Source organism: Streptococcus gordonii, assembly GCF_001553855.1.
GTDB lineage: Bacteria > Bacillota > Bacilli > Lactobacillales > Streptococcaceae > Streptococcus > Streptococcus gordonii.
The window spans coordinates 159,629-180,046 of the sequence record NZ_LQWV01000040.1 but is presented as its reverse complement, the minus strand read 5'-3'; the positions used below and the strand labels follow the sequence as shown (position 1 = coordinate 180,046).

General features: G+C 40.6%; 15 protein-coding genes and 1 riboswitch. Of the genes, 14 read left to right on the top strand and 1 reads right to left on the bottom strand.

Annotation, left to right across the window (positions count from 1 at the left end; genetic code table 11):
- The first annotated feature begins 46 nt into the window (after nt 1-46).
- The 6 genes from AWH02_RS10280 (at nt 47) to AWH02_RS10255 (ending at nt 8,268) form a co-directional block, all read left to right on the top strand.
- On the top strand, nt 47-2,386 hold the full coding sequence (locus tag AWH02_RS10280; RefSeq protein ID WP_060554116.1) for an endonuclease/exonuclease/phosphatase family protein: 2,340 nt from the start codon (nt 47-49) through the stop codon (nt 2,384-2,386).
- 371 nt (nt 2,387-2,757) lie between these two features.
- Nucleotides 2,758-4,842 carry a Spy0128 family protein gene (locus AWH02_RS10275; protein ID WP_060554117.1) on the top strand — a complete coding sequence of 695 codons (2,085 nt, stop codon included), beginning with the start codon at nt 2,758-2,760 and terminating at the stop codon, nt 4,840-4,842.
- 295 nt (nt 4,843-5,137) lie between these two features.
- Nucleotides 5,138-5,947, top strand: coding sequence for a pyruvate formate-lyase-activating protein (gene pflA / locus AWH02_RS10270; RefSeq protein WP_045504030.1), 810 nt, complete (start codon nt 5,138-5,140; stop codon nt 5,945-5,947).
- Nucleotides 5,948-6,082: 135 nt separating this feature from the next.
- Nucleotides 6,083-7,018: a manganese-dependent inorganic pyrophosphatase gene (locus AWH02_RS10265; protein ID WP_002899779.1), complete on the top strand. Its 936-nt coding sequence runs from the start codon at nt 6,083-6,085 to the stop codon at nt 7,016-7,018.
- A gap of 91 nt (nt 7,019-7,109) precedes the next feature.
- A complete protein-coding gene (locus AWH02_RS10260) occupies nt 7,110-7,622 on the top strand; it encodes a YiiX/YebB-like N1pC/P60 family cysteine hydrolase (RefSeq protein WP_060554118.1) in 513 nt (170 codons plus the stop codon).
- Nucleotides 7,615-8,268, top strand: coding sequence for a DUF1803 domain-containing protein (locus AWH02_RS10255; protein ID WP_060554119.1), 654 nt, complete (start codon nt 7,615-7,617; stop codon nt 8,266-8,268). Before AWH02_RS10260 ends, AWH02_RS10255 begins: the two co-directional genes overlap by 8 nt.
- 250 nt (nt 8,269-8,518) lie before the next feature.
- On the opposite strand, the gene AWH02_RS10250 is transcribed toward AWH02_RS10255, so the two are convergent.
- Nucleotides 8,519-9,964, bottom strand: a complete 1,446-nt coding sequence (locus AWH02_RS10250) for a UDP-N-acetylmuramoyl-L-alanyl-D-glutamate--L-lysine ligase (RefSeq protein WP_060554120.1) — start codon at nt 9,962-9,964, stop codon at nt 8,519-8,521.
- Nucleotides 9,965-10,061: 97 nt separating this feature from the next.
- Here AWH02_RS10250 and AWH02_RS10245 point away from each other — a divergent pair, with 97 nt between their 5' ends.
- From AWH02_RS10245 to AWH02_RS10210, 8 genes are all read left to right on the top strand, one after another.
- Nucleotides 10,062-11,693 (top strand): putative polysaccharide biosynthesis protein, encoded by a 1,632-nt coding sequence (locus AWH02_RS10245; protein WP_060554121.1) that lies wholly within the window; start codon nt 10,062-10,064, stop codon nt 11,691-11,693.
- A 151-nt stretch (nt 11,694-11,844) separates the two neighbouring features.
- On the top strand, nt 11,845-12,939 hold the full coding sequence (locus AWH02_RS10240) for a cystathionine gamma-synthase (RefSeq protein WP_060554122.1): 1,095 nt from the start codon (nt 11,845-11,847) through the stop codon (nt 12,937-12,939).
- A 1-nt stretch (nt 12,940) separates the two neighbouring features.
- Complete coding sequence (locus tag AWH02_RS10235; protein WP_060554123.1) at nt 12,941-14,107, top strand: MalY/PatB family protein; 1,167 nt, start codon at nt 12,941-12,943, stop codon at nt 14,105-14,107.
- Between the two features lie 83 nt (nt 14,108-14,190).
- A riboswitch (M-box (ykoK) riboswitch) is annotated at nt 14,191-14,347 on the top strand.
- A gap of 271 nt (nt 14,348-14,618) precedes the next feature.
- Nucleotides 14,619-17,279 (top strand): magnesium-translocating P-type ATPase, encoded by a 2,661-nt coding sequence (gene mgtA / locus AWH02_RS10230; protein WP_060554124.1) that lies wholly within the window; start codon nt 14,619-14,621, stop codon nt 17,277-17,279.
- Between the two features lie 97 nt (nt 17,280-17,376).
- Nucleotides 17,377-18,006: a uracil phosphoribosyltransferase gene (upp, locus tag AWH02_RS10225; RefSeq protein WP_002903228.1), complete on the top strand. Its 630-nt coding sequence runs from the start codon at nt 17,377-17,379 to the stop codon at nt 18,004-18,006.
- Nucleotides 18,007-18,178: 172 nt separating this feature from the next.
- The gene (locus AWH02_RS10220) at nt 18,179-18,796 is read left to right on the top strand and encodes an ATP-dependent Clp protease proteolytic subunit (protein ID WP_256262209.1); all 618 of its coding nucleotides are present in this window, start codon (nt 18,179-18,181) and stop codon (nt 18,794-18,796) included.
- Nucleotides 18,797-18,873: 77 nt separating this feature from the next.
- Nucleotides 18,874-19,143: a YlbG family protein gene (locus tag AWH02_RS10215; protein ID WP_045504002.1), complete on the top strand. Its 270-nt coding sequence runs from the start codon at nt 18,874-18,876 to the stop codon at nt 19,141-19,143.
- A gap of 89 nt (nt 19,144-19,232) precedes the next feature.
- Nucleotides 19,233-20,399 carry an ABC transporter substrate-binding protein gene (locus AWH02_RS10210; RefSeq protein ID WP_060554125.1) on the top strand — a complete coding sequence of 389 codons (1,167 nt, stop codon included), beginning with the start codon at nt 19,233-19,235 and terminating at the stop codon, nt 20,397-20,399.
- Nucleotides 20,400-20,418: the final 19 nt, after the last annotated feature.

Here is a 20,418-nt window from a genome sequence, read left to right as displayed (position 1 = left end):
TATAAACAGTATAGTAATTAAGTTTCATTTGGAAAAGGAGAACTTTATGAAGAAACATGCTTATCAAAAGCGTCTTTTTTATTCAGCAGCAGTATTAAGTGCTTTTCTGCCTTTGCTTTCCTTGGCTGTTCCAGTCGGAGCTGAAGAGACGGAAAATTCTTCGAGTTCAGCTCCAGTAACTGTTGCAGAAAGTTCAGCAGTCAGTGAGTCAATAGCTAGTAGTTCTGCAGAAAATACAAATTCTTCAGGAGATTCAAGAGCTACGTCTGCTGAAGAAGCAGATAAAAAAGAAGAGACAGTTGCTGCACAAGCCGTATCAAGCACTGCAGAGACTGTTGCCAATCTAGGAACGATTCAAGGTGAATCGCAAGTATCTCCTTATCAGGATAAAGATGTCCGAGTTTCAAATGTTGTTGTTACAAAGACAGATCGCTATGGATTTTACGTTCAAGATGTGGCACCTGACGGGAATAGTAAGACTTCAGATGCGATTTATGTCGTCTCTAAAGAGCAAGTTGACGTTGGGGATAAATTAACTCTTGAAGGTCGAGTAAAAGAAGGCTACATGGAAGAGCTCAGCATTCGTCAAGGACAAACTTTTAACAAGCCAAGTGGCAGTTTGACCGTCACGATGTTGGAGGCTTCAACAGTTACTAAGGATGGTAAGGCTGACCTACCGATTCCTGTTAATATTGTAGATAAGATGCCTCAGGATACAGTAGATAATGATGTGAATAATTATCAGCCAGAAAATGAAGCTTTGGACTATTGGGAAAGTTTAGAAGGCATGTTAACGACAGTTAAAAAACCACATATCTTAGGGCCACAGTATCGGGGAGATATTTATGTTTTACCTGAAGGTTACCAGGCTCTTCCCTTAAATAATATCGGTGGTGTCAATCTACGTCCGAACGCCCAAAATACAGCGACCATCCCTGTCTACGTTGGAAATAAATTTATTGCCAAGGCCAAGGACTATTTCAATGGTGACGTAGTTGGAGTGGTTACCTATCGTGGTAAAATTTATAAACTAGATCCGACACAATTGCCTGATTTGGTAGACGGTGGTCTGCAAAGACAGATTTCTCCTCTCTATCCTAGTGAAGATAAGCTAACAATAGCATCTTATAATATTGAAAATTTCTCTGCGAATACACAAAAAGGTGAAACACCTGACGAAAAGGTGACCAAAATCGCTAATTCCTTTATCAATGAAATCCATAGTCCAGATATCATCACGCTCATCGAGGTTCAAGATGATAACGGTAGCGTCAATGATGGAACGACCAGCGGTGTGAAGAGTGGTGAAAAATTAGCAGCTCGAATCAAGGAATTGGGAGGTAAAAACTACAAATATACTGAAGTTGCACCTCTTGATGGCCAAGATGGTGGTAAACCTGGTTCTAATATCCGTGTAGCCTTCCTTTATAACCCAGATCGTGTAAAATTAGTTGAAAAAGAAGCTGGTAAGAGTGACGAAGCAGCTAGCTTCTCAGGTGGCCACTTGCTTAAGAATCCAGCCCGAATTGATCCAACTAATCCTGCTTTTACTAAGGTTCGTAAATCTTTAGCAGCTGAATTTGAATTTAAGGGACAACATGTTGTCGTTATTGCCAACCACTTAAAATCCAAGCTAGGGGATGATGCTGTATATGGCTCAAGCCAGCCGGCTGTCCAACATACTCAAGCTGCTCGGATCGAAGAGGCTAAAATCTTAAATAATTTTGTTCAAGAAGGGTTAAGACAGAATCCAAATCTTAAGTTTGTTCTGACTGGGGATTTCAATGACTTTGAATTCTCTGAAACCGCTAAAGCTATTGCAGGAAATGAACTCATTAACCTCATGCAGGAACATGATGCGGCTGACCGCTACTCTTACTTCTACCGCGGAAGCAACCAAAGCTTAGATAATATTTTCATATCTAAGAACCTGGCTGGCAAAGCGATTTTTGCCCCTGTCCATATCAATGCTTCTTTCATGGAAGAGCATGGCAGAGCTTCAGACCATGATCCAGTAGTGGTGCAGTTAGACTTTTCAAATCAGACTAACCAGCCAGATACATCTTCTTCATCTAGCTCGTCCAACCAGGGCTCGAATCATACTGCTCCAAGCACTAGCGACAGCCAAACAGATTCATCTAGTCGAGATAAGGGAGAAAGTTCAAGCCAAGCTTCTTCATCTGAGACAAGTCAAGCCAAGCAAGCTGACCAAGAAGAAACAAATCAAAAAGACAAAAAAACAACAGATAAGCATTCAGGTGAAAACAAAAAGAGTTTGCCTGCTACAGGTGAACAAAGAGGGCATTGGGTAGCCTTTGGTTTCTTAGTCTTAATCTTTGCTTATCCATTATCTAGAAAATCAAAAAAGTCATCTAACCTAGAGTAAGCTCTAAACATCTTCGACCCTCATCTATTCTTAGCAGAATAAGTATTTTGGGTTGAAAATAAAGTGACAGTAGTAGTTCATCATATCAACTATGATCTGCCTCTTGAGCTGAAGTATCGGATGCTTAAGATAGACTCGCTATATCTTCTTATGGTAATCAGTGGATCAATAAAATGATCCAGTTTGCCATAAGATTGATATAGCTTTTTATTTTGAGTTTGTTTGAAGATAGGTGCCTAGCAAAAGAGCTCTTTGTGAAAGCAATTTAGAAAATGCTTGAAAATCCAAGGAAATTATTTTATAATGAAGTGATAGTTTTGTTATAAAACGATCCTGTTGTTGTATATTTTTTTGGAAAAGGAGATGATAAAATGAATAAAAAAATCTTGATGATGATTTTTCTTCCCCTAACTCTACTATTCAGTCTATTTGTTACTCAAGGAAACAAGGTCTTTGCTACAGAACATGGAGATGTCATTACTCGGATGTATCTGACGGATAGCAAGGGAAACGAGCTCACTTCTTCTAATGTTGATCAGTGGCAAGAATTTCGTATTAATGTGGAGTTTAAATTACACAATAATGAAATAAAGGCAGGAGACACAACGGATGTTCAACTACCGGATGTTGTTACTTTAGCAAGTACTGGTAGCTTTGACATAAAAGACCAAGATGGAAATGTTGTTGCCAAGGCAGTTGTAGATCAGCAAACAAAGGTAGTAACGATTACTTATGAACCTTATGTTGAAACACATTCGGATGTAAAAGGAACCTTTTATTTTTATGTTCGTGCAGATCATAATGTGATTAAGAAAGAAAAAGAAGTACCAATTGATATTACCGTCGGAGGAAAACTCTTCCCAGCAGGTAAGATTAACTTCACCGGAATTGGTCAAGCTAAAAAAGAAGACTTAAACAAAGTTGGTTGGCAGGATGTAGCTGAGCCAACAATTGGACGCTATTCGATTTCAGTCAACAGAAGCGGAAAAGCTATGTCTGGTGTAAAAATAGCAGACGTTTTAAAAATCCCAGGTGCTACTTATAAACAAGATACTTTCCGAGTTTATAAGGGAGTTTGGGCCTTCCGCGATGGCGATTGGGTTTTAGATAACGCTGTAGACATTACAGGCCAAACTACTGTAAACTTTACTGATGATAATTTTTCTGTTCAATTACCAGATCTTTCGGCTAATGAAGGAATTCGGATTAATTACTCGGTTCAACTGCCATATGCACCTTCAGATGGCGAAAACTTTTTAAATGCAGCTACTTTGACAACGACAAACGGAGTTGAAGACAGTCGTAATTCAACTTATACTTATTACCTAGGTCATGGCGAGGCAGAAGGATACACTTATAAAATTCAAATTAAAAAAGTATCAGATGATGGTTCAGCTTTGCCAGGTGCTAAATTTGATATTATTCGTGATCGTTCTGGTCAAGTAGTTGCTCAAGTAGTGACAAACGACCAAGGTATTGCAGAAGTCAGCAATCTCTTGAAAGATGACTATACAATTAGAGAGACGGAAGCCCCTGCTGGATATGAGTTGGCGGATGATGTTAAAGTAAGTCCGGACGACTTTGATAGCACTCTTAAAATGGCTTCAAAAACAATTGTTGATAGAAAACAATCTTCTGCATCTGCTCAGCTGATGGTTCAAAAAGTCATGATTGGTCGTGATCTAAATGGTGGCGAGTTCTTTTTCACCTTGTATGATAAGAATGGAGCTGAAATTGAGACTGTTAATAATGCGGCTGATGGCTCCATTAAATTCTCACCTTTAACTTTTACAAAAGCTGGAACTTATACTTACACAATCAGAGAAAAATCTGGCAATATCAGTGGGGTCGTATATGACTCATCTGTAATAACTGCTAAAATTAAAGTAAAAGCGGATAATCAAGGCAAGTTGGTGGCAAAAGTTAGCTATGACGATAACAAAAAACAGTTTACCAATACTTATGTCCCAGGTTCAACAACAGCTCAATTAAAAGTTAAGAAATTCTTAACAGGTCGTGACTTGAAAGATGGCGAGTTCTCATTTGAACTAAGAGATGCTAAAGGTAAGGTAATTGAAACAGTTAAAAATAAGGCAGATGGAAGTGTAGATTTCAAGACTCTTGCCTTTACTAAAACTGGAACATACACGTATACAATTCGCGAAGTAAAGGGTGATGCACAAGGCGTTGCTTATGACAACAGTGAAATTAAAGTAACGATTACTGTAACGAATGAGAATGGCAATCTTCTTTCAACAGTTTCTTATGAAGGAGGAAAAGATAGCTTTACCAACAGTTACCAACCACCGAAAAATCCTAAATCAAAAACTCCATCAAGCAAGGACAGCAAGAAAGAACTTCCAAATACAGGTTCGTCAGACAGCAAATTTATCTTTGTAGCAGGACTTGCAACGATTGTTCTCCTTGGTTTGGTTTGGAAGAAAAAACATAGTTAAGAAGAAAATATAAAGAGGGGAAACCCTCTTTTTTATTGGAATAGAGAGGGGGAGAAGGAGGGTTGAAAGTGAGTTTGCTATTTGAAATAAAAAAATTAAGTCTAGAGCCTGAAAAGATTAATTTCTTGTATCAGAGATGAGAAAAAAAGTTGAAGCTTATCTGTTGTAAGACAATGAAAATGAAACTGAAAAACAGTTTGTTTTCTAAAAAATAGGCAAATGAAGTCATTTTTATCATTAATCGTGTTATAATAAAAATAGTTATAAAACGTTTTCAGAGTGAAGAGGTTGTGTTATGGTTGAAGAGAAAAATGAAGAAACTATTGATTATGGAAAGGTGACGGGCATGGTCCACTCTACCGAGAGTTTTGGTGCTGTAGATGGACCTGGCATTCGTTTCATTGTCTTTTTACAAGGTTGTCATATGCGCTGTCAGTATTGCCATAATCCGGATACATGGGAAATGGAGACCAACAAATCTCAGCTGCGGACAGTGGATGATGTCTTGCAAGAAGCTCTCCGTTATAAGGGCTTCTGGGGTAACAAAGGTGGCATCACTGTCAGTGGTGGAGAGGCTTTGTTGCAGATTGATTTTTTGATTGCCTTCTTTACCAAGGCTAAGGAGCTGGGTATCCACTGTACCTTGGATACATGTGCCCTTCCCTTCAGAAATACACCACGCTATCTGAAAAAATTTGACAAACTTATGGCGGTCACCGACCTTGTCCTTTTGGATATCAAGGAAATTAATGAAGAACAGCACAGAATCGTGACCAGCCAGACCAACAAAAATATTTTGGCCTGTGCCAAGTATTTGTCTGATATTGGAAAACCAGTCTGGATCCGTCATGTCTTGGTACCAGGATTGACCGACCGTGATGATGACCTGATTGAGCTAGGTAAGTTTGTTAAGACACTGAAGAACGTTGATAAGTTTGAAATTCTACCTTATCATACCATGGGAGAATTCAAATGGCGGGAGCTGGGCATTCCTTACAAGCTGGAAGGGGTTAAGCCTCCGACAGCTGATCGGGTCAAGAATGCCAAGGAGCTCATGCAGACAGAGTCCTATACAGAGTATATGAACCGGGTACATAATAGCTGATCTGTTTTGAGTATCAATAAAAGGACTGGTGAGTTGACCAGTCCTTTTTTCAAAAAATCTTCTTCTGTTTTTGTGAAATGCTTGTAATTGTGGTAAAATAAATGCAATAAAGTTTATATAAAAAAGAGGTTTATCATGTCTAAAATTTTAGTTTTCGGTCACCAAAATCCTGATTCAGATGCTATCGGTTCATCTTACGCATTTGCTTACTTGGCTCGCGAAGCTTATGGCTTGGATACAGAAGCTGTTGCATTGGGAGAGCCTAATGAAGAAACTGCCTTTGTTTTGGATTACTTTGGCGTGGCGGCACCGCGCGTGATTACTTCTGCTAAAGCAGAGGGAGCTGAGCAAGTAATCTTGACAGACCACAATGAATTCCAGCAGTCTGTGGCTGATATCGCTGAAGTTGAAGTTTATGGCGTGGTGGACCACCACCGTGTTGCTAACTTTGAAACAGCTAGTCCACTTTACATGCGTTTGGAGCCAGTTGGTTCTGCTTCATCTATTGTTTATCGTATGTTCAAAGAACATGGCGTAGCAGTTCCAAAAGAAATTGCAGGATTGATGCTGTCTGGTTTGATTTCTGATACTCTCTTGCTCAAGTCGCCAACGACTCATCCGACTGACAAGGTCATTGCACCAGAATTGGCTGAGCTGGCTGGTGTCAACTTGGAAGAGTACGGTTTGGCTATGCTTAAGGCAGGTACAAACTTGGCTAGCAAGTCTGCAGAAGAATTGATCGACATCGATGCGAAAACATTTGAGTTGAATGGAAACAATGTCCGTGTAGCACAGGTCAATACTGTTGACATTGCAGAAGTTTTGGAGCGTCAAGCAGAAATCGAAGCGGCTATTGAAAAAGCAATCGCTGACAATGGCTACTCTGACTTCGTCTTGATGATTACAGACATCATCAACTCAAACTCAGAAATTTTGGCTATCGGAAGCAATATGGACAAGGTCGAAGCAGCCTTCAACTTTGTTCTTGAAAACAACCATGCTTTCCTTGCAGGCGCTGTTTCTCGTAAGAAACAAGTGGTACCTCAGCTGACAGAAAGTTTTAATGCTTAAAGAGCTCAAATGACGAAATAAATTACTAAATGGGGGCTATTCCCCTCATACCTAAAAGGAGTTTTGACTCCTTTTTTGATAGGCGAGAGAAATGAAGATTCAAGATTTACAAAATGGAGATTTGATTTTTACAGTCGGATCTTCAGAAATTGCTGAAGCCATTCGAGCAGCAACTGGTTCATATAGCCACGTGGCCATCTTTTTTAATGGTGAGATTTATCATGCAACCCATGAGAAGGGTGTTGTCAATCAAGACTTGTCTGATTTTTTGCAGGATAAGGATATTTATGACGTGTATTGCTATCCAGCTATTGAAGTAGAAGCTGTCTTTAAAAGGGCCAAATTACATCTAGGAAAGCCTTACAATTTCGGCTTTTATCCTCAGGCTGATGGTTTTTACTGTTCGGAGTATATTGCAGAGATTTTGCCGATTTTTGATACGATTCCCATGCAGTTTGGCGATGAGGAAAATCTGATTTCTGATTTTTGGAAGGAATATTATCGGGATTTGGGCTTGGCGGTTCCTGTAGATCAGCCTGGGACGAACCCTAGCCAGTTGGCTCAGTCAAGAAAACTTATCTATAAAGGAGAACTCCATGATTAAAATCATCAATCCCAGCCGTTTGACGCGCCAGCCTTTTTTTCAGAAACTGATTGATTATTTGGATCGGCATGAGGCAGTGATTCTGCGGGAGATTAAGCGAGCGTTTGAGGGCGTGGCTAATATTGACCGCTCAATAGAGGACTATATCAAAGCTGGCTACATCCGGCGGGAGAACAAGCGATATGACCTGTCGTTGCCTCTTGTGGAAAGTTTGGAGGACTTGTGTTTGGATCAGGAAGTCTTTATCCGTGATGACAGTCCCCTCTATCAAGAACTGTTGGAGCTACGCTTTGAGACCCAGCTTTCCAATCAGACCAATGCTGCGGTTTTGCTGGAAGAGACAGATTTTCAGCGGGATAAGCTGACCTTGGCTAATTATTTTTATAAAATGCAGCATCAATATCCTCTTTCTGAAGCACAAAAGCCCCTCTATGCTGTCTTGGGCGATGTCAATCCAGAGTATGCACTCAAGTATATGACGACCTTTCTTCTCAAGTATGTCCGCAAGGATGAACTCATGCAGAAGAGGCGGGACATTTTTGTCGATAGCCTAGTGATTTTGGGCTATATTCGGCAAAACGAAACTGGCAAATACGAGCTAGAGGCTAGCTTTGACAAGGAAAAGTTGAGTTTTCGTTTGAACTGATGTTTTAAAAGAATCAGAACGTTTGAGCTTTGAAAATGAGAGATTTTTCAGCTTAAAAAGAAAAGCAAGGAAAAGTTTTAGAAAAACTAGATAGAAGCTGACAGTCTTTTAGAAAAGACAGTTGCCAAAACAAAAGAAGTTGCAGGAGCTACCAAAGGTGCTGTCGAAGACGCAGTTTAAGGTATTAACCCTAGCTTGAATAAATAATTGTAACCAAAAAGAGAGTTAAATGTTAACTCTCTTTTTATTTTTATAGATATTTTTCTGCGATTTGATAGTCACCTGGATAGGCTACTTTTTGATCATGGACAATCTGGTAAGCATCGGCTCCTTTACCAGCTAAAATAACAGCATCTCCTTCTTGCCTAGTAAGACTCATTGCTGCCTTTATTGCTTCTGCACGATCAGCGATAATGGTGACATCGTGGGATATATAACTAGCGATTTCTTTGGCAATGGCTACAGGATCTTCGCGATTAGGGTCGTCAGCAGTCAGGATGACTTGAATCTCTGGGTGTTTATTGAGTAAGATTCCAAAATCCTTTCGTCTACTTTCTCCTTTGTTTCCAGTTGCTCCTAGAACAAGAACGGTCTGGCCTTTTTGATGTTCCTGGACTACACTGAGCAGTTTGGTTAAACTGTCTCCATTATGAGCGTAATCAACAAAGACTTTAGCACCATTTTTTTGGGTCAGTACTTCCATTCGCCCCGGAACTCGAGTAAGAGCAATTCCCTTTTGAATGTCTGTTAAGCTAGCACCTAGTCTAAGACAGGCGAGGCCCGCAGCTAGAGCATTTTCTTGATTGAAACGCCCGATAAGCTGAATGTTGTATTTTCCGGCTAGCTTGCCACTTGTTTCAAAGCTAAAGGCTTGAGAATCTATGATGGTGTTGCTAGAATTTTCTCCATAGAAATCATGTTCTATTGAAGAGACTTGCTCTTTCACGATTTGGAAATGATCCATGCCACTGTTGACAACCACTGCTCTGCTATTTTCCATCAAGAGCCGTTTGTTGTAGAAGTAGTCTTCAAAAGTGGGATGTTCAATTGGCCCGATATGATCAGGACTGATATTGAGAAAAACACTGGCATCGAAAGTTAAACCATAAACACGTTTTTTTAGATAGGCTTGACTGGAAACTTCCATAATCAGATGAGTGCGGTCATTAGCTACAGCCTGGGCCATCATTTCAAATAAATCTAAGCTCTCTGGCGTTGTTAGGCTGGACTTGAAGAAGTTCTTGCCATCTAAGGTGGTATTCATGGTGGATAGGAGGGCTGGTTGGTGACTTTGCGATAGGATTTGGTAGGCAAAGTAAGCAGACGTTGTTTTTCCCTTGGTTCCTGTAAAGGCTAAAATTTTAAGCTTGTCTTGCGGATTACCATAAAACTCCATGGCAATCAAGCTCATAGCCTGCTTGATATCATTAACAACAAGTACAGGGATTCCTACTTCAAAATCGCTCTCACTGATATAAAATTTCAGACCAGACTCTACAGCACCTTCTAGGAATTCTTTTTTGAAGTTTTCGCCTTTAACAAAGAAGAGGGTCGTATCTGTCACATTACGGCTATCATAGCTGATTTTGTCAAAAGTCAGTCCACTATCATGAAAGAAGTAGTGGCCGTCTTTGATGATTTCACGAAAATTATGATCTTTTTTTAAAATATCTATTATTGTTTCAATTTTTATCATAATCTTATTGTAAACTTAATGGCTGGGTTTTACAAGAGGAAAGGAAAAGTTTATAATAAGATAAAAGCTATTAAATGATAAGATGAGGTTTGATCGTATGAGTCAAGAAACGACAAGTCAGCAACAGCAGATGCTGCGAGGAACTGCCTGGCTGACTGCTGGAAACTTTATTAGCCGTCTTTTGGGGGCTATTTATATTATTCCTTGGTATATTTGGATGGGCAAGCATGGTGCGGAGGCTAATGGTCTTTTCACTATGGGCTACAACATTTACGCTTGGTTTTTGCTGATTTCAACAGCTGGAATTCCAGTTGCTGTAGCCAAGCAAGTGGCTAAATACAATACGATTGATCAAAGGGAGCATAGTTTTACCCTAATCAGAGAATTTCTCAAGTTCATGTTATTTCTTGGTGCTGTTTTTGGAGTAATCATGTATCTTCTATCTCCTCTCTTTGCTAGTTTATCTGGTGGCGGGAAAGATTTGATTCCAATCATGCAAAGTCTCTCATGGGCGGTGCTGATTTTCCCTTCTATGAGTGTTATCCGAGGATTTTTCCAAGGCTTTAACAATTTAAAACCTTATGCAATCAGTCAAGTGGCAGAGCAGTTGATTCGGATTATTTGGATGCTTCTTGCGACCTTCTTTATCATGAATTTCGGATCAAAAAATTATGTTTCTGCTGTCACCCAGTCAACATTTGCAGCTTTTATTGGGATGATTGCCAGTGTAGGAGTTTTGGCTTATTTCCTTTCTAAGGAAAATATGCTCCAAGCAATCTTCAAAAAATCACCAAGCGGAAGCAGTATTGATACCAGAGCATTGCTTTGGGATACAATTCGTGAAGCCATTCCTTTTATTATCACTGGATCGGCTATCCAGCTCTTCCAAATTATTGACCAGATGACCTTCATCCATGTAATGAGTTGGTTTACGGATTACACTAATACCCAGCTCTTAGTCATGTTTAGTTACTTCTCGGCTAATCCCAATAAAATAACTATGATTTTGATTGCTGTAGCGACTTCTATTGGTGGGGTTGGGATTCCGCTTCTGACAGAGAATTATGTCAAGGGAGATTTTAAGGCTGCTGCTCGTTTGATTCAGGACAACCTAACCATGTTGCTTTTGTTTATCTTACCTGCAACGATTGGTGCCGTTCTGGTTGCTCGGCCTCTCTATACGGTCTTTTATGGTCAGCCAGATAAACTTGCTTTGGGACTTTTTGTATTTGCTCTTATACAGACAATTATTTTGAGCTTTTATACAGTGCTAGCTCCCATGATCCAAGCCCTCTTCCAAAACCGTAAGGCCATTGTTTATTTCTTATACGGTGTTGTGGTAAAGTTGATTTTACAAATTCCTCTGATTTGGCTATTCAGAGCTTACGGGCCTCTGCTCTCAACGACAATTGGTCTGATTGTTCCAATCGTCTTTATGTATCGTGAAATTCGTGATATCACAGGACTCAATCCTCAAAACTTGATCAAACGTAGTTTACTGACTTGTATTTTAACGCTTTTAATGATAGTTGTCATTGCATTAGCTGATTTGCTTCTTGGTTTCTTTTTCCATCCAGCTGGACGTGTCTCAAGTATGATTTATTTGGTTCTAATTGGTGGAGTTGGTATTGCAGTTTATGGTGGCTTGGCCTTGCGTGTTCGTTTGCTTGATCGCTTCGTAGGAGAGGCCAAAGCAAGCAGTTTGAGAAGGAAATTCCATATTTCTTAAATGTTAATTCATAAGTATTTGCCCCGGCTATTTGAAGGTCGGGGTTTTTATATAGTTTCAGACTATATCTAGCTCTTGAAAAGAACAAAGCGCAGAACTTTCGCAAGATGTTACAATAGAATAAGATTTACGAGATTGTGAGGAATAAGAAATGAGTCAAGCATTAAACTTGAATACCATACTGGCCCAAGCTGGGGTCAAAACGGATGCAACAACTGGTGCCTTAACAACACCCCTGCATTTTTCAACGACCTACCAGCACCCTGAGTTTGGTCAATCAACTGGTTATGACTACACTCGGACCAAGAATCCAACACGTGTTAGCCTTGAGGAGACTCTAGCTGCTATCGAAAGTGCTGATTATGCTCTAGCAACTAGTTCTGGTATGTCGGCTATTGTGCTGGCCTTTAGTGCTTTTCCAGTCGGAAGTAAAGTTTTGGCTGTTCGAGATCTCTATGGTGGCTCTTTCCGCTGGTTTGCCCAAGCTGAAGCAGAAGGCCGATTCACCTTTACCTATGCCAATACGGAAGAAGAGCTTCTGTACAATCTGACAGAAGATATAGATATTATCTATATCGAGACACCAACCAATCCTCTTATGGTGGAGTTTGACATTGCTCGCATTTCTCAAGTGGCTCATGCAAGAGGTGCAAGAGTAATAGTAGACAATACTTTTTACAGTCCCATTTACCAAAGACCGCTGGAAGATGGTGTTGATATTGTCCTGCACTCTGCGACCAAGTATCTAGGCGGGCACAATGATGTCTTGGCTGGAGCCGTTATGACCAATGACGCGGATATCTATGATAAGCTTTTCTATAATTTGAACACAACTGGTGCAGTCCTTTCTCCATTTGACAGTTATCTACTTTTGCGTGGTCTCAAGACACTAGCTCTCCGCATGGAGCGATCTACTCAGAATGCCCAGGAAGTGGTTGCTTTTCTGAAGAAATCTCCTGCAGTAAAAGAGGTTCTCTATCCAGGTAAGGGTGGTATGATCTCCTTCAAGATTGGAGATGAAGAAAAGATCCCTCATCTTCTAAATAGTCTTAAAGTCTTCACTTTTGCGGAAAGTTTGGGTGGAGTGGAGAGCTTGATTACCTATCCTACGACCCAAACCCACGCAGATATTCCAGCTGAAGTACGTCATTCCTATGGATTGACAGATGATTTGCTACGCCTGTCAATTGGGATTGAGGACAGCCGAGATTTAGTGGCTGATTTACGAGCTGCCTTGGAGGACTAGTATGGGAAAATATAATTTTGAAACAGCCCCTAATCGTTTTGGCCATCATACCTATAAATGGAAAGAAGCTGAAGAGGATAGGAATGTTCTTCCCGCCTGGATTGCAGATATGGATTTTGAAGTCCTGCCTGAAATTCAACAGGCTGTTCATGATTACGCAGATCACTTAGTCTATGGCTATACCTATGCTAGTGAGGAGTTGATTAAGGCTGTGCTAGATTGGGAACGGGATGAGCATGGCTACGCTTTTGATAGGGATGCCTTGGTATTTATCGAAGGAGTTGTCCCTGCTATTTCAACGGCTATCCAAGCCTTTACTAAGGAAGGTGATGCCGTTCTAATCAACACTCCTGTTTACCCACCTTTTGCTCGCTCTATCAAGCTCAATAATCGTCGACTGATTACCAACTCTTTGATAGAGCAAGATAGCCTCTTTCAGATTGATTTTGAACAACTGGAGCGGGATATAGTAGATAATGAAGTCAAGATTTATGTTCTCTGTAATCCTCATAATCCCGGAGGGCGAGTTTGGGAACGGGAAGTGTTAGAAAAAATTGGTCGCCTCTGTCAAAAGTACGGCGTCCTCGTGGTCTCAGATGAAATCCACCAAGACTTGACGCTGTTTGGCCATGAACATCAGTCTTTCAATACTGTTTCTCCTGACTTTAAGGACTTTAGCCTGATTTTATCCAGTGCAACTAAGACCTTTAATATTGCTGGAACTAAAAATTCCTATGCTGTGATTGAGAATCCTAGCCTGCGCCATCAGTTTAAAAAGCGCCAACTGGCTAACAACCAACATGAAATTTCAGGCCTTGGTTTTGTAGCAACAGAAGCTGCTTACCGTTATGGTAAATCCTGGTTGACAGAACTTAAGACAGTCTTGGAGGAAAATATCGATTTTGTGGTTGATTATTTTGCCAAAGAGGCACCATGCTTGAGGGTTATGAAGCCACAAGGAACCTATCTAATTTGGTTGGACTTTTCAGATTATGGTCTGACGGATGATCAACTCTTCCAGTTGCTGCGAGAAGAGGCTAAGGTTGTCCTGAATAGGGGAAGCGACTTTGGTCAAGAAGGAAAGAGCCATGCTCGACTGAATGCAGCAGCACCAAAGGATATGGTTGTAGAAATTTGTAAACGTATTGGAGCTGTTTTGCCTAAGTAGTCGGTTTTAGCATAGGTTTGCAAAAAATTTTTAAATTAGTGATTTCTTTATTGACAATCCTTTCAAAGAGGAGTATAGTAAGAATGGAAAATCGGTAGGTGAGGCTACCATAAGGATACGGATGACTACCGCAAAGCAGTGGAGACACTACTCGTTGGTCAACAGTCCTGATCGCCAAGGTCAAGACTATGCTCATTTCATTGCCTTATGGAGTTAAAGCTTGAACGGTAAATACTTGCTTTATCTGTGTTTAAAACAATGAGGCGAATAACCTGACATGCAAACAACCCTGCCGAGAATTGGCGGGGTATTCTTTTTGTTGAAAATTTTTCAAGTATACAAATAGTTGATTGCCTGCTACTTAAGCAAAAGAAAGGAGACACGCGATGCAAATTGACGATCATCCGGAACCGCACATACACAGCCAATCGCTGATTTGTGTCGTTCGGTCCTTATAAAGTGATTGGTCTCTGTGTATGAACTTGATTATTCATACATAAAGGAGAAACCAATGAAAACAGTAAAAGAAAGATTAGTTGCTGCTTTGCAGCTTCCTGTGCAAGAAACCTTGGCCTTCTACAAGACCGCCTTTCGTGGCCTGACAGAAGAGCAGATCGAAGAAAATCGTGACCTCTATGGGGAAAATATCATCACAAAGGGTCAGGAAGACTCTATTCTAAAGAAAATTTACGAATCTATTATCAACCCCTTTACGGTTATATTACTAGTAATTGCTCTGGTGTCCTTAGTGACCAATGTCTGGCTGGCTAAGCCCGGAGAGGAAGATCCGACAACTTCCATCATCATTGTCGTTCTGGTCTTGATTTCTGGAGGTATTCGTTTTATTCAGGAATTGCGGAGTGACCGAGCTGCTAGTAATCTATCTCGGCTGATTGTCAACACGGCTACAGTCATCAGAGAAGGAGTAGAACAAGAACTTCCCATTGATGAGCTGGTTGTAGGAGATATCATCAAGCTTAGTGCTGGAGACATGATACCTGCAGATGTCTTGTTGCTGGAATCGCGAGATTTTTTCGTTCAGCAGTCTGGCCTGACAGGGGAGAGCGATGCAGTAGAAAAGGTATGTTTGTCTAAGGCAGATGGGCAAAATCTTGATAGCCTTTTAGAAACAGAGTCGCTGGCTTTCATGGGAACCAACGTTATTTCCGGAAGAGCAACAGCTCTGGTGCTGGTGGTTGGTGACGAGACCATGATGGGAGCCATTGAACAGACGCTTAACACCTACGATGAGCCAACCTCTTTTGAGCGTGATATGAATAGCATTTCTTGGCTTTTGATTCGCCTGATGCTCGTCATGGTGCCAGTGGTTTTCTTCATCAATGGTCTGACAGATGGAGACTGGTTGGAAGCAGGGGTATTTGCTCTCAGCGTTGGGGTTGGCTTGACTCCAGAAATGCTACCGATGATTATCACAGCGAGCTTGGCTAAAGGTTCTATTATCATGGCTCAGGAAAAGGTCGTGATCAAAAAATTGAATGCTATTCAAGATCTAGGAGCTATTGATATCCTCTGTACGGATAAGACGGGTACACTGACCCAAGACGAGATTGTCTTGGAATACCCTCTGGATATTCATGGTGATTTAGATTTGGCAGTGCTTCGTCGCGCTTTTCTCAATTCCTATTACCAAACGGGCCTTAAAAATCTCATGGATCGGGCCATTATCAATCGGACAGAGAAAGAAGCAGAAAAGCATGAGCTTGTTCGTGACTTAGACCAAACCTTTAAGAAAATTGATGAACTGCCCTTTGACTTTGAACGCCGTCGCATGAGTGTCATTGTCAAGGATGATGAAGATGTTATCAGCATGGTGACCAAGGGTGCCTTGGAGGAAATGCTGGCGATCTCTAGTTATGTGGAATACAAGAATCGGATTACGGAACTGACTGAGGAAATTCGTCAGGAAATCCTTGCGGAAGTGGCTCAACTCAATGAGCAAGGATTGCGCGTGCTTGGTGTTAGCTACAAGTCAGACCTAGAAGAAGATTATGACTATGAGGTCAAGGATGAGTCTGATATGATTTTGACGGGCTACCTGGCCTTTCTGGATCCGCCTAAGTCATCTGCGGCTCCAGCTATTGAAACCTTGGCTGAGTACGGTGTTGCCACTAAGATTTTGACCGGCGATAATGAAAAGGTTACTCAGGCAGTCTGTGAAAAGGTTGGCCTTGATGTAGAAAATATCTTGCTAGGCGTAGAGGTAGATGCTTTATCAGATGAGGAATTGAGCCAAGCGGTAGAGAATACAACGGTCTTTGCCAAGCTCTCTCCTGACCAAAAAGCCCGGATCATCCTTCAACTCAAAGCCAATGGACACAAGGTTGGCTACATGGGCGATGGCATCAATGATGCTCCTTCGATGAAAGTAGCAGATGTTGGGATTTCTGTTGATACAGCTGTCGATATAGCCAAGGAAACGGCAGATGTCATTCTGCTGGATAAGGACCTCATGGTTCTGGAGAAAGGGTTGGTAGAGGGACGCAAGGTCTATGCCAACATGACTAAGTACATTAAGATGACGGTCAGTTCCAATTTTGGGAATATCTTTTCTCTCCTCTTTGCCAGCATCTTTTTACCTTTTCTGCCTATGGCACCAGTTCATCTGATTGTTCTTAATCTGGTTTATGATCTGTCCTGTATAGCTTTGCCTTTCGATAACGTTGACAGTGAATTTCTTAAGAAACCACGGATTTGGTCTGCTAACTCTATTACCCGCTTTATGGCTTGGATTGGGCCTATCTCATCCATTTTTGATGTTTTGACTTACTTGGCCCTTTACTTTATCATTGTTCCTATGATAACAGGAAGTAGTTATCAAGCTGGTACTGAGCAAGCGGCAACCTTTATCACTCTTTTCCAAACAGGGTGGTTTATTGAGTCTATGTGGACCCAGACTATGGTTATTTATATGTTACGCTCCCCTAAGCTGCCTTTTGTGCAAAGTCGTCCTGCTTTGTCTGTCATTGTTACCACCATGGCGGCTGTTCTCTTTGTTACTTCCTTGCCATACAGCCTTTTTGCGTCTGTTCTCAAAACAGCTCCGCTCAATGGAGCATATTTCCTTTTCCTCCTATTGATTATTGTGCTTTACATGGTTAGTGTAACCTTTGTTAAACACTTGTATATCAAGCGTTATAAGGAATGGCTTTAGAACCAAGAAAATCTCTGAAAAGGTTTGCTTATGGCAAGCCTTTTCACTCTTTTTTTGATATAATAAGAAGAATAAATTGAAAGAAGGAAATCCAATCATGGGAAAACTTGAAGTTATCGCTCATCCACTAATTCAGCATAAATTGTCTATCTTGCGTCGTACAGATACCTCTACCAAAGCTTTTCGTGAATTAGTTGATGAAATCGCAATGCTCATGGGATATGAGGTCTTGCGCGATTTACCACTTGAAGATGTAGAAATTGAAACACCGATTACGAAAACCATTCAAAAGCAGATTGCAGGGAAAAAATTAGCAATTGTTCCTATTCTTCGTGCGGGTATTGGCATGGTCGATGGACTTCTAAGCTTGGTTCCAGCAGCTAAGGTCGGCCATATCGGAATGTACCGTGATGAAGAGACTTTGAAACCAGTTGAATACTTAGTGAAGTTACCAGAAGATATTGACCAACGCCAGATTTTCGTTGTCGATCCGATGCTAGCTACAGGTGGTTCTGCGATCTTGGCTGTGGATTCTCTCAAAAAACGTGGTGCTAGCCACATTACATTTGTATGTTTAGTTTCTGCACCAGAAGGAGTAAAGGCCTTGCAGGAAGCACACCCAGATGTCGATATTTTCACGGCTGCCTTGGATGACCATCTAAATGACCATGGTTATATCGTACCAGGATTGGGAGATGCTGGAGACCGCTTGTTCGGAACAAAATAATGTTTTGCTGAAGGCGGATCCGAAATCTAAGAATAGGAAAGTAGAGTTGTTTTGAAGAATAGGATTCTCAAGGTCAATATACTTCCTAATCGATTCAAAAATTTGACCTTTATTGACCAAAGAGTTATAATGGATTCATCCTTTGAATATTCTATTTCCTATTTGATAGAAAATCCAACTAACAGAAAGTGAGAAAACTATGATTCCTGTAGTTATTGAACAAACAAGCCGTGGGGAACGTTCTTATGATATTTACTCACGTCTATTAAAAGATCGTATTATTATGTTGACTGGACCGGTCGAGGACAACATGGCTAATTCAGTCATTGCTCAGCTTCTTTTCTTGGATGCACAAGATAGCACCAAGGATATCTACCTTTATGTTAATACACCAGGTGGTTCAGTCTCAGCAGGATTGGCTATTGTTGACACCATGAACTTTATTAAATCTGATGTCCAAACAATCGTTATGGGTATGGCGGCGAGCATGGGAACCATCATCGCATCAAGCGGTGCCAAAGGCAAACGTTTCATGCTTCCAAATGCTGAATACATGATTCACCAGCCAATGGGAGGTACTGGTGGTGGTACTCAGCAAACGGATATGGCTATTGCTGCAGAACATTTGCTGAAGACTCGGAAAACTTTAGAGCAAATTCTTGCTGATAATTCTGGTAAAACAGTTGAGCAAATCCATGCTGATGCAGAACGTGATTATTGGATGAGTGCTGAAGAAACTCTTGCTTATGGATTCATTGATGAGATCATGGCTAACAATAATTTGAGTTAATCATATAAAATCAAATTGCCCCTAAGGGGCTTTTTTGATATAATCAGTAAGTAGTTCTAGTTTGGGAAGGATCGTTTATGTATCAAAAAGAAGAACGAGTTGGAATAATTGTTTATCTTTATTATAATCGTGACGTAAAAAAAGTTGCTGCTTTTGGAGATATAGTTTACCATTCTAAAAAACGTCGGTATCTTCAGCTTTATGTACCAAAAACTCAGGCGGAAGACTTGCAGAAGAAGCTGGGACAGGAAAAATTTGTAAAAAAAGTTCGTGCCTGTCATATTCAGGAATTGGACAAAAACTTCGTTGGTAGTCTATATCGTCAAGAGGAAAACGTTATCATTTAAAAAGCGTTCGTTTTTATATTGACAATTTTCTGATAATTCGGTATATTCTTACTATATAGTTTTGAATACTCATAAAGGAGAACATTTTGATGAAGAAAAAATTTGCATTAACTTTGGTTAGTCTTGCAAGTGTTGCATTGCTAGCAGCCTGTGGAGAGGTTTCTACAACAGGAAATTCTGGCTCTGCTTCAGGAACTGAGATTGGCAAGACACTTAAAATTGGTTTCAACTTCGAAGAAACTGGTGACGTTGCTTCCTATGGAACTGCTGAACAAAAAGCTGCTAAGTTAGCTGTTGATGAAATCAATAAAGCTGGTGGAGTAGACGGCAAACAAATTGAAGTTACAGATAAGGATAATAAATCTGAGTTGAGTGAAGCTTCTACAGTTTCTACAAACTTGGTGACCCAGGCTAAGGTAAATGCCATCATTGGCCCTGCGACTTCAGGTGGTACTGGTGCAGCGATTACAAATGCTGCCAAAGCTTCTGTTCCTTTGGTTACTCCAAGTGGTACTCAGGATGATTTGACAAAAGGTCAAGACTACTTGTTCCGTGCAACTTTCATCGATAGTTTCCAAGGAAAAATTCTTAGCAAATATGTCACAGACAATTTGAAAGCTAAAAAAGTTGTTCTTTACTACGATAACTCAAGTGACTATGCAAAAGGAATTGCCAAGGCTTTCCAAGAAGAGTACAAGGGAGAAATCGTTGCAACTGAAACATTTGCGTCAAAAGATACTGACTTCCAAGCAGCTTTAACTAAATTCAAAGGTAAAGACTTTGATGCCCTAGTTGTTCCAGGTTACTACACTGAAGCTGGTAAAATCGTAAACCAAGCTCGTGGTATCGGAATTGACAAACCAATTGTTGGTGGAGATGGATTTAACAGTGAAGAATTTATCTCACAAGCAACTCCAGCAGCTGCAACTAATGTTTACTACGTATCTGGCTACTCAACTAGCGGAGATATGACAGCTAAAGCCAAGAAATTCTTGGAAGCATATAAAGCGAAGTATAATGAAGAACCATCAATGTTCTCTGCTCTTGCTTATGACTCTGTTTATATGGTAGCAGAAGCTTCTAAGGGTGCGAAAAACTCAGTTGATATCAAAGAAAACCTTGCTAAGTTGAAAGACTTCGAAGGGGTGACTGGTTCTATCACGATGGATAAAAATCATAACCCAGTTAAGTCAGCCTTGATGATTGGCTTGAAAGATGGTAAAGTTGATACTGTGGAAACAGTAAAACCAAACTAAGCAATTCAACTGAATTTCT

Coding starts and splice junctions, on each gene's coding strand:
- AWH02_RS10280 (WP_060554116.1), top strand. CDS start 47: ATGAAGAAACATGCTTATCAAAAGCGTCTTTTTTATTCAGCAGCAGTA.
- AWH02_RS10275 (WP_060554117.1), top strand. CDS start 2,758: ATGAATAAAAAAATCTTGATGATGATTTTTCTTCCCCTAACTCTACTA.
- pflA (WP_045504030.1), top strand. CDS start 5,138: ATGGTTGAAGAGAAAAATGAAGAAACTATTGATTATGGAAAGGTGACG.
- AWH02_RS10265 (WP_002899779.1), top strand. CDS start 6,083: ATGTCTAAAATTTTAGTTTTCGGTCACCAAAATCCTGATTCAGATGCT.
- AWH02_RS10260 (WP_060554118.1), top strand. CDS start 7,110: ATGAAGATTCAAGATTTACAAAATGGAGATTTGATTTTTACAGTCGGA.
- AWH02_RS10255 (WP_060554119.1), top strand. CDS start 7,615: ATGATTAAAATCATCAATCCCAGCCGTTTGACGCGCCAGCCTTTTTTT.
- AWH02_RS10250 (WP_060554120.1), bottom strand. CDS start 9,964: ATGATAAAAATTGAAACAATAATAGATATTTTAAAAAAAGATCATAAT.
- AWH02_RS10245 (WP_060554121.1), top strand. CDS start 10,062: ATGAGTCAAGAAACGACAAGTCAGCAACAGCAGATGCTGCGAGGAACT.
- AWH02_RS10240 (WP_060554122.1), top strand. CDS start 11,845: ATGAGTCAAGCATTAAACTTGAATACCATACTGGCCCAAGCTGGGGTC.
- AWH02_RS10235 (WP_060554123.1), top strand. CDS start 12,941: ATGGGAAAATATAATTTTGAAACAGCCCCTAATCGTTTTGGCCATCAT.
- mgtA (WP_060554124.1), top strand. CDS start 14,619: ATGAAAACAGTAAAAGAAAGATTAGTTGCTGCTTTGCAGCTTCCTGTG.
- upp (WP_002903228.1), top strand. CDS start 17,377: ATGGGAAAACTTGAAGTTATCGCTCATCCACTAATTCAGCATAAATTG.
- AWH02_RS10215 (WP_045504002.1), top strand. CDS start 18,874: ATGTATCAAAAAGAAGAACGAGTTGGAATAATTGTTTATCTTTATTAT.
- AWH02_RS10210 (WP_060554125.1), top strand. CDS start 19,233: ATGAAGAAAAAATTTGCATTAACTTTGGTTAGTCTTGCAAGTGTTGCA.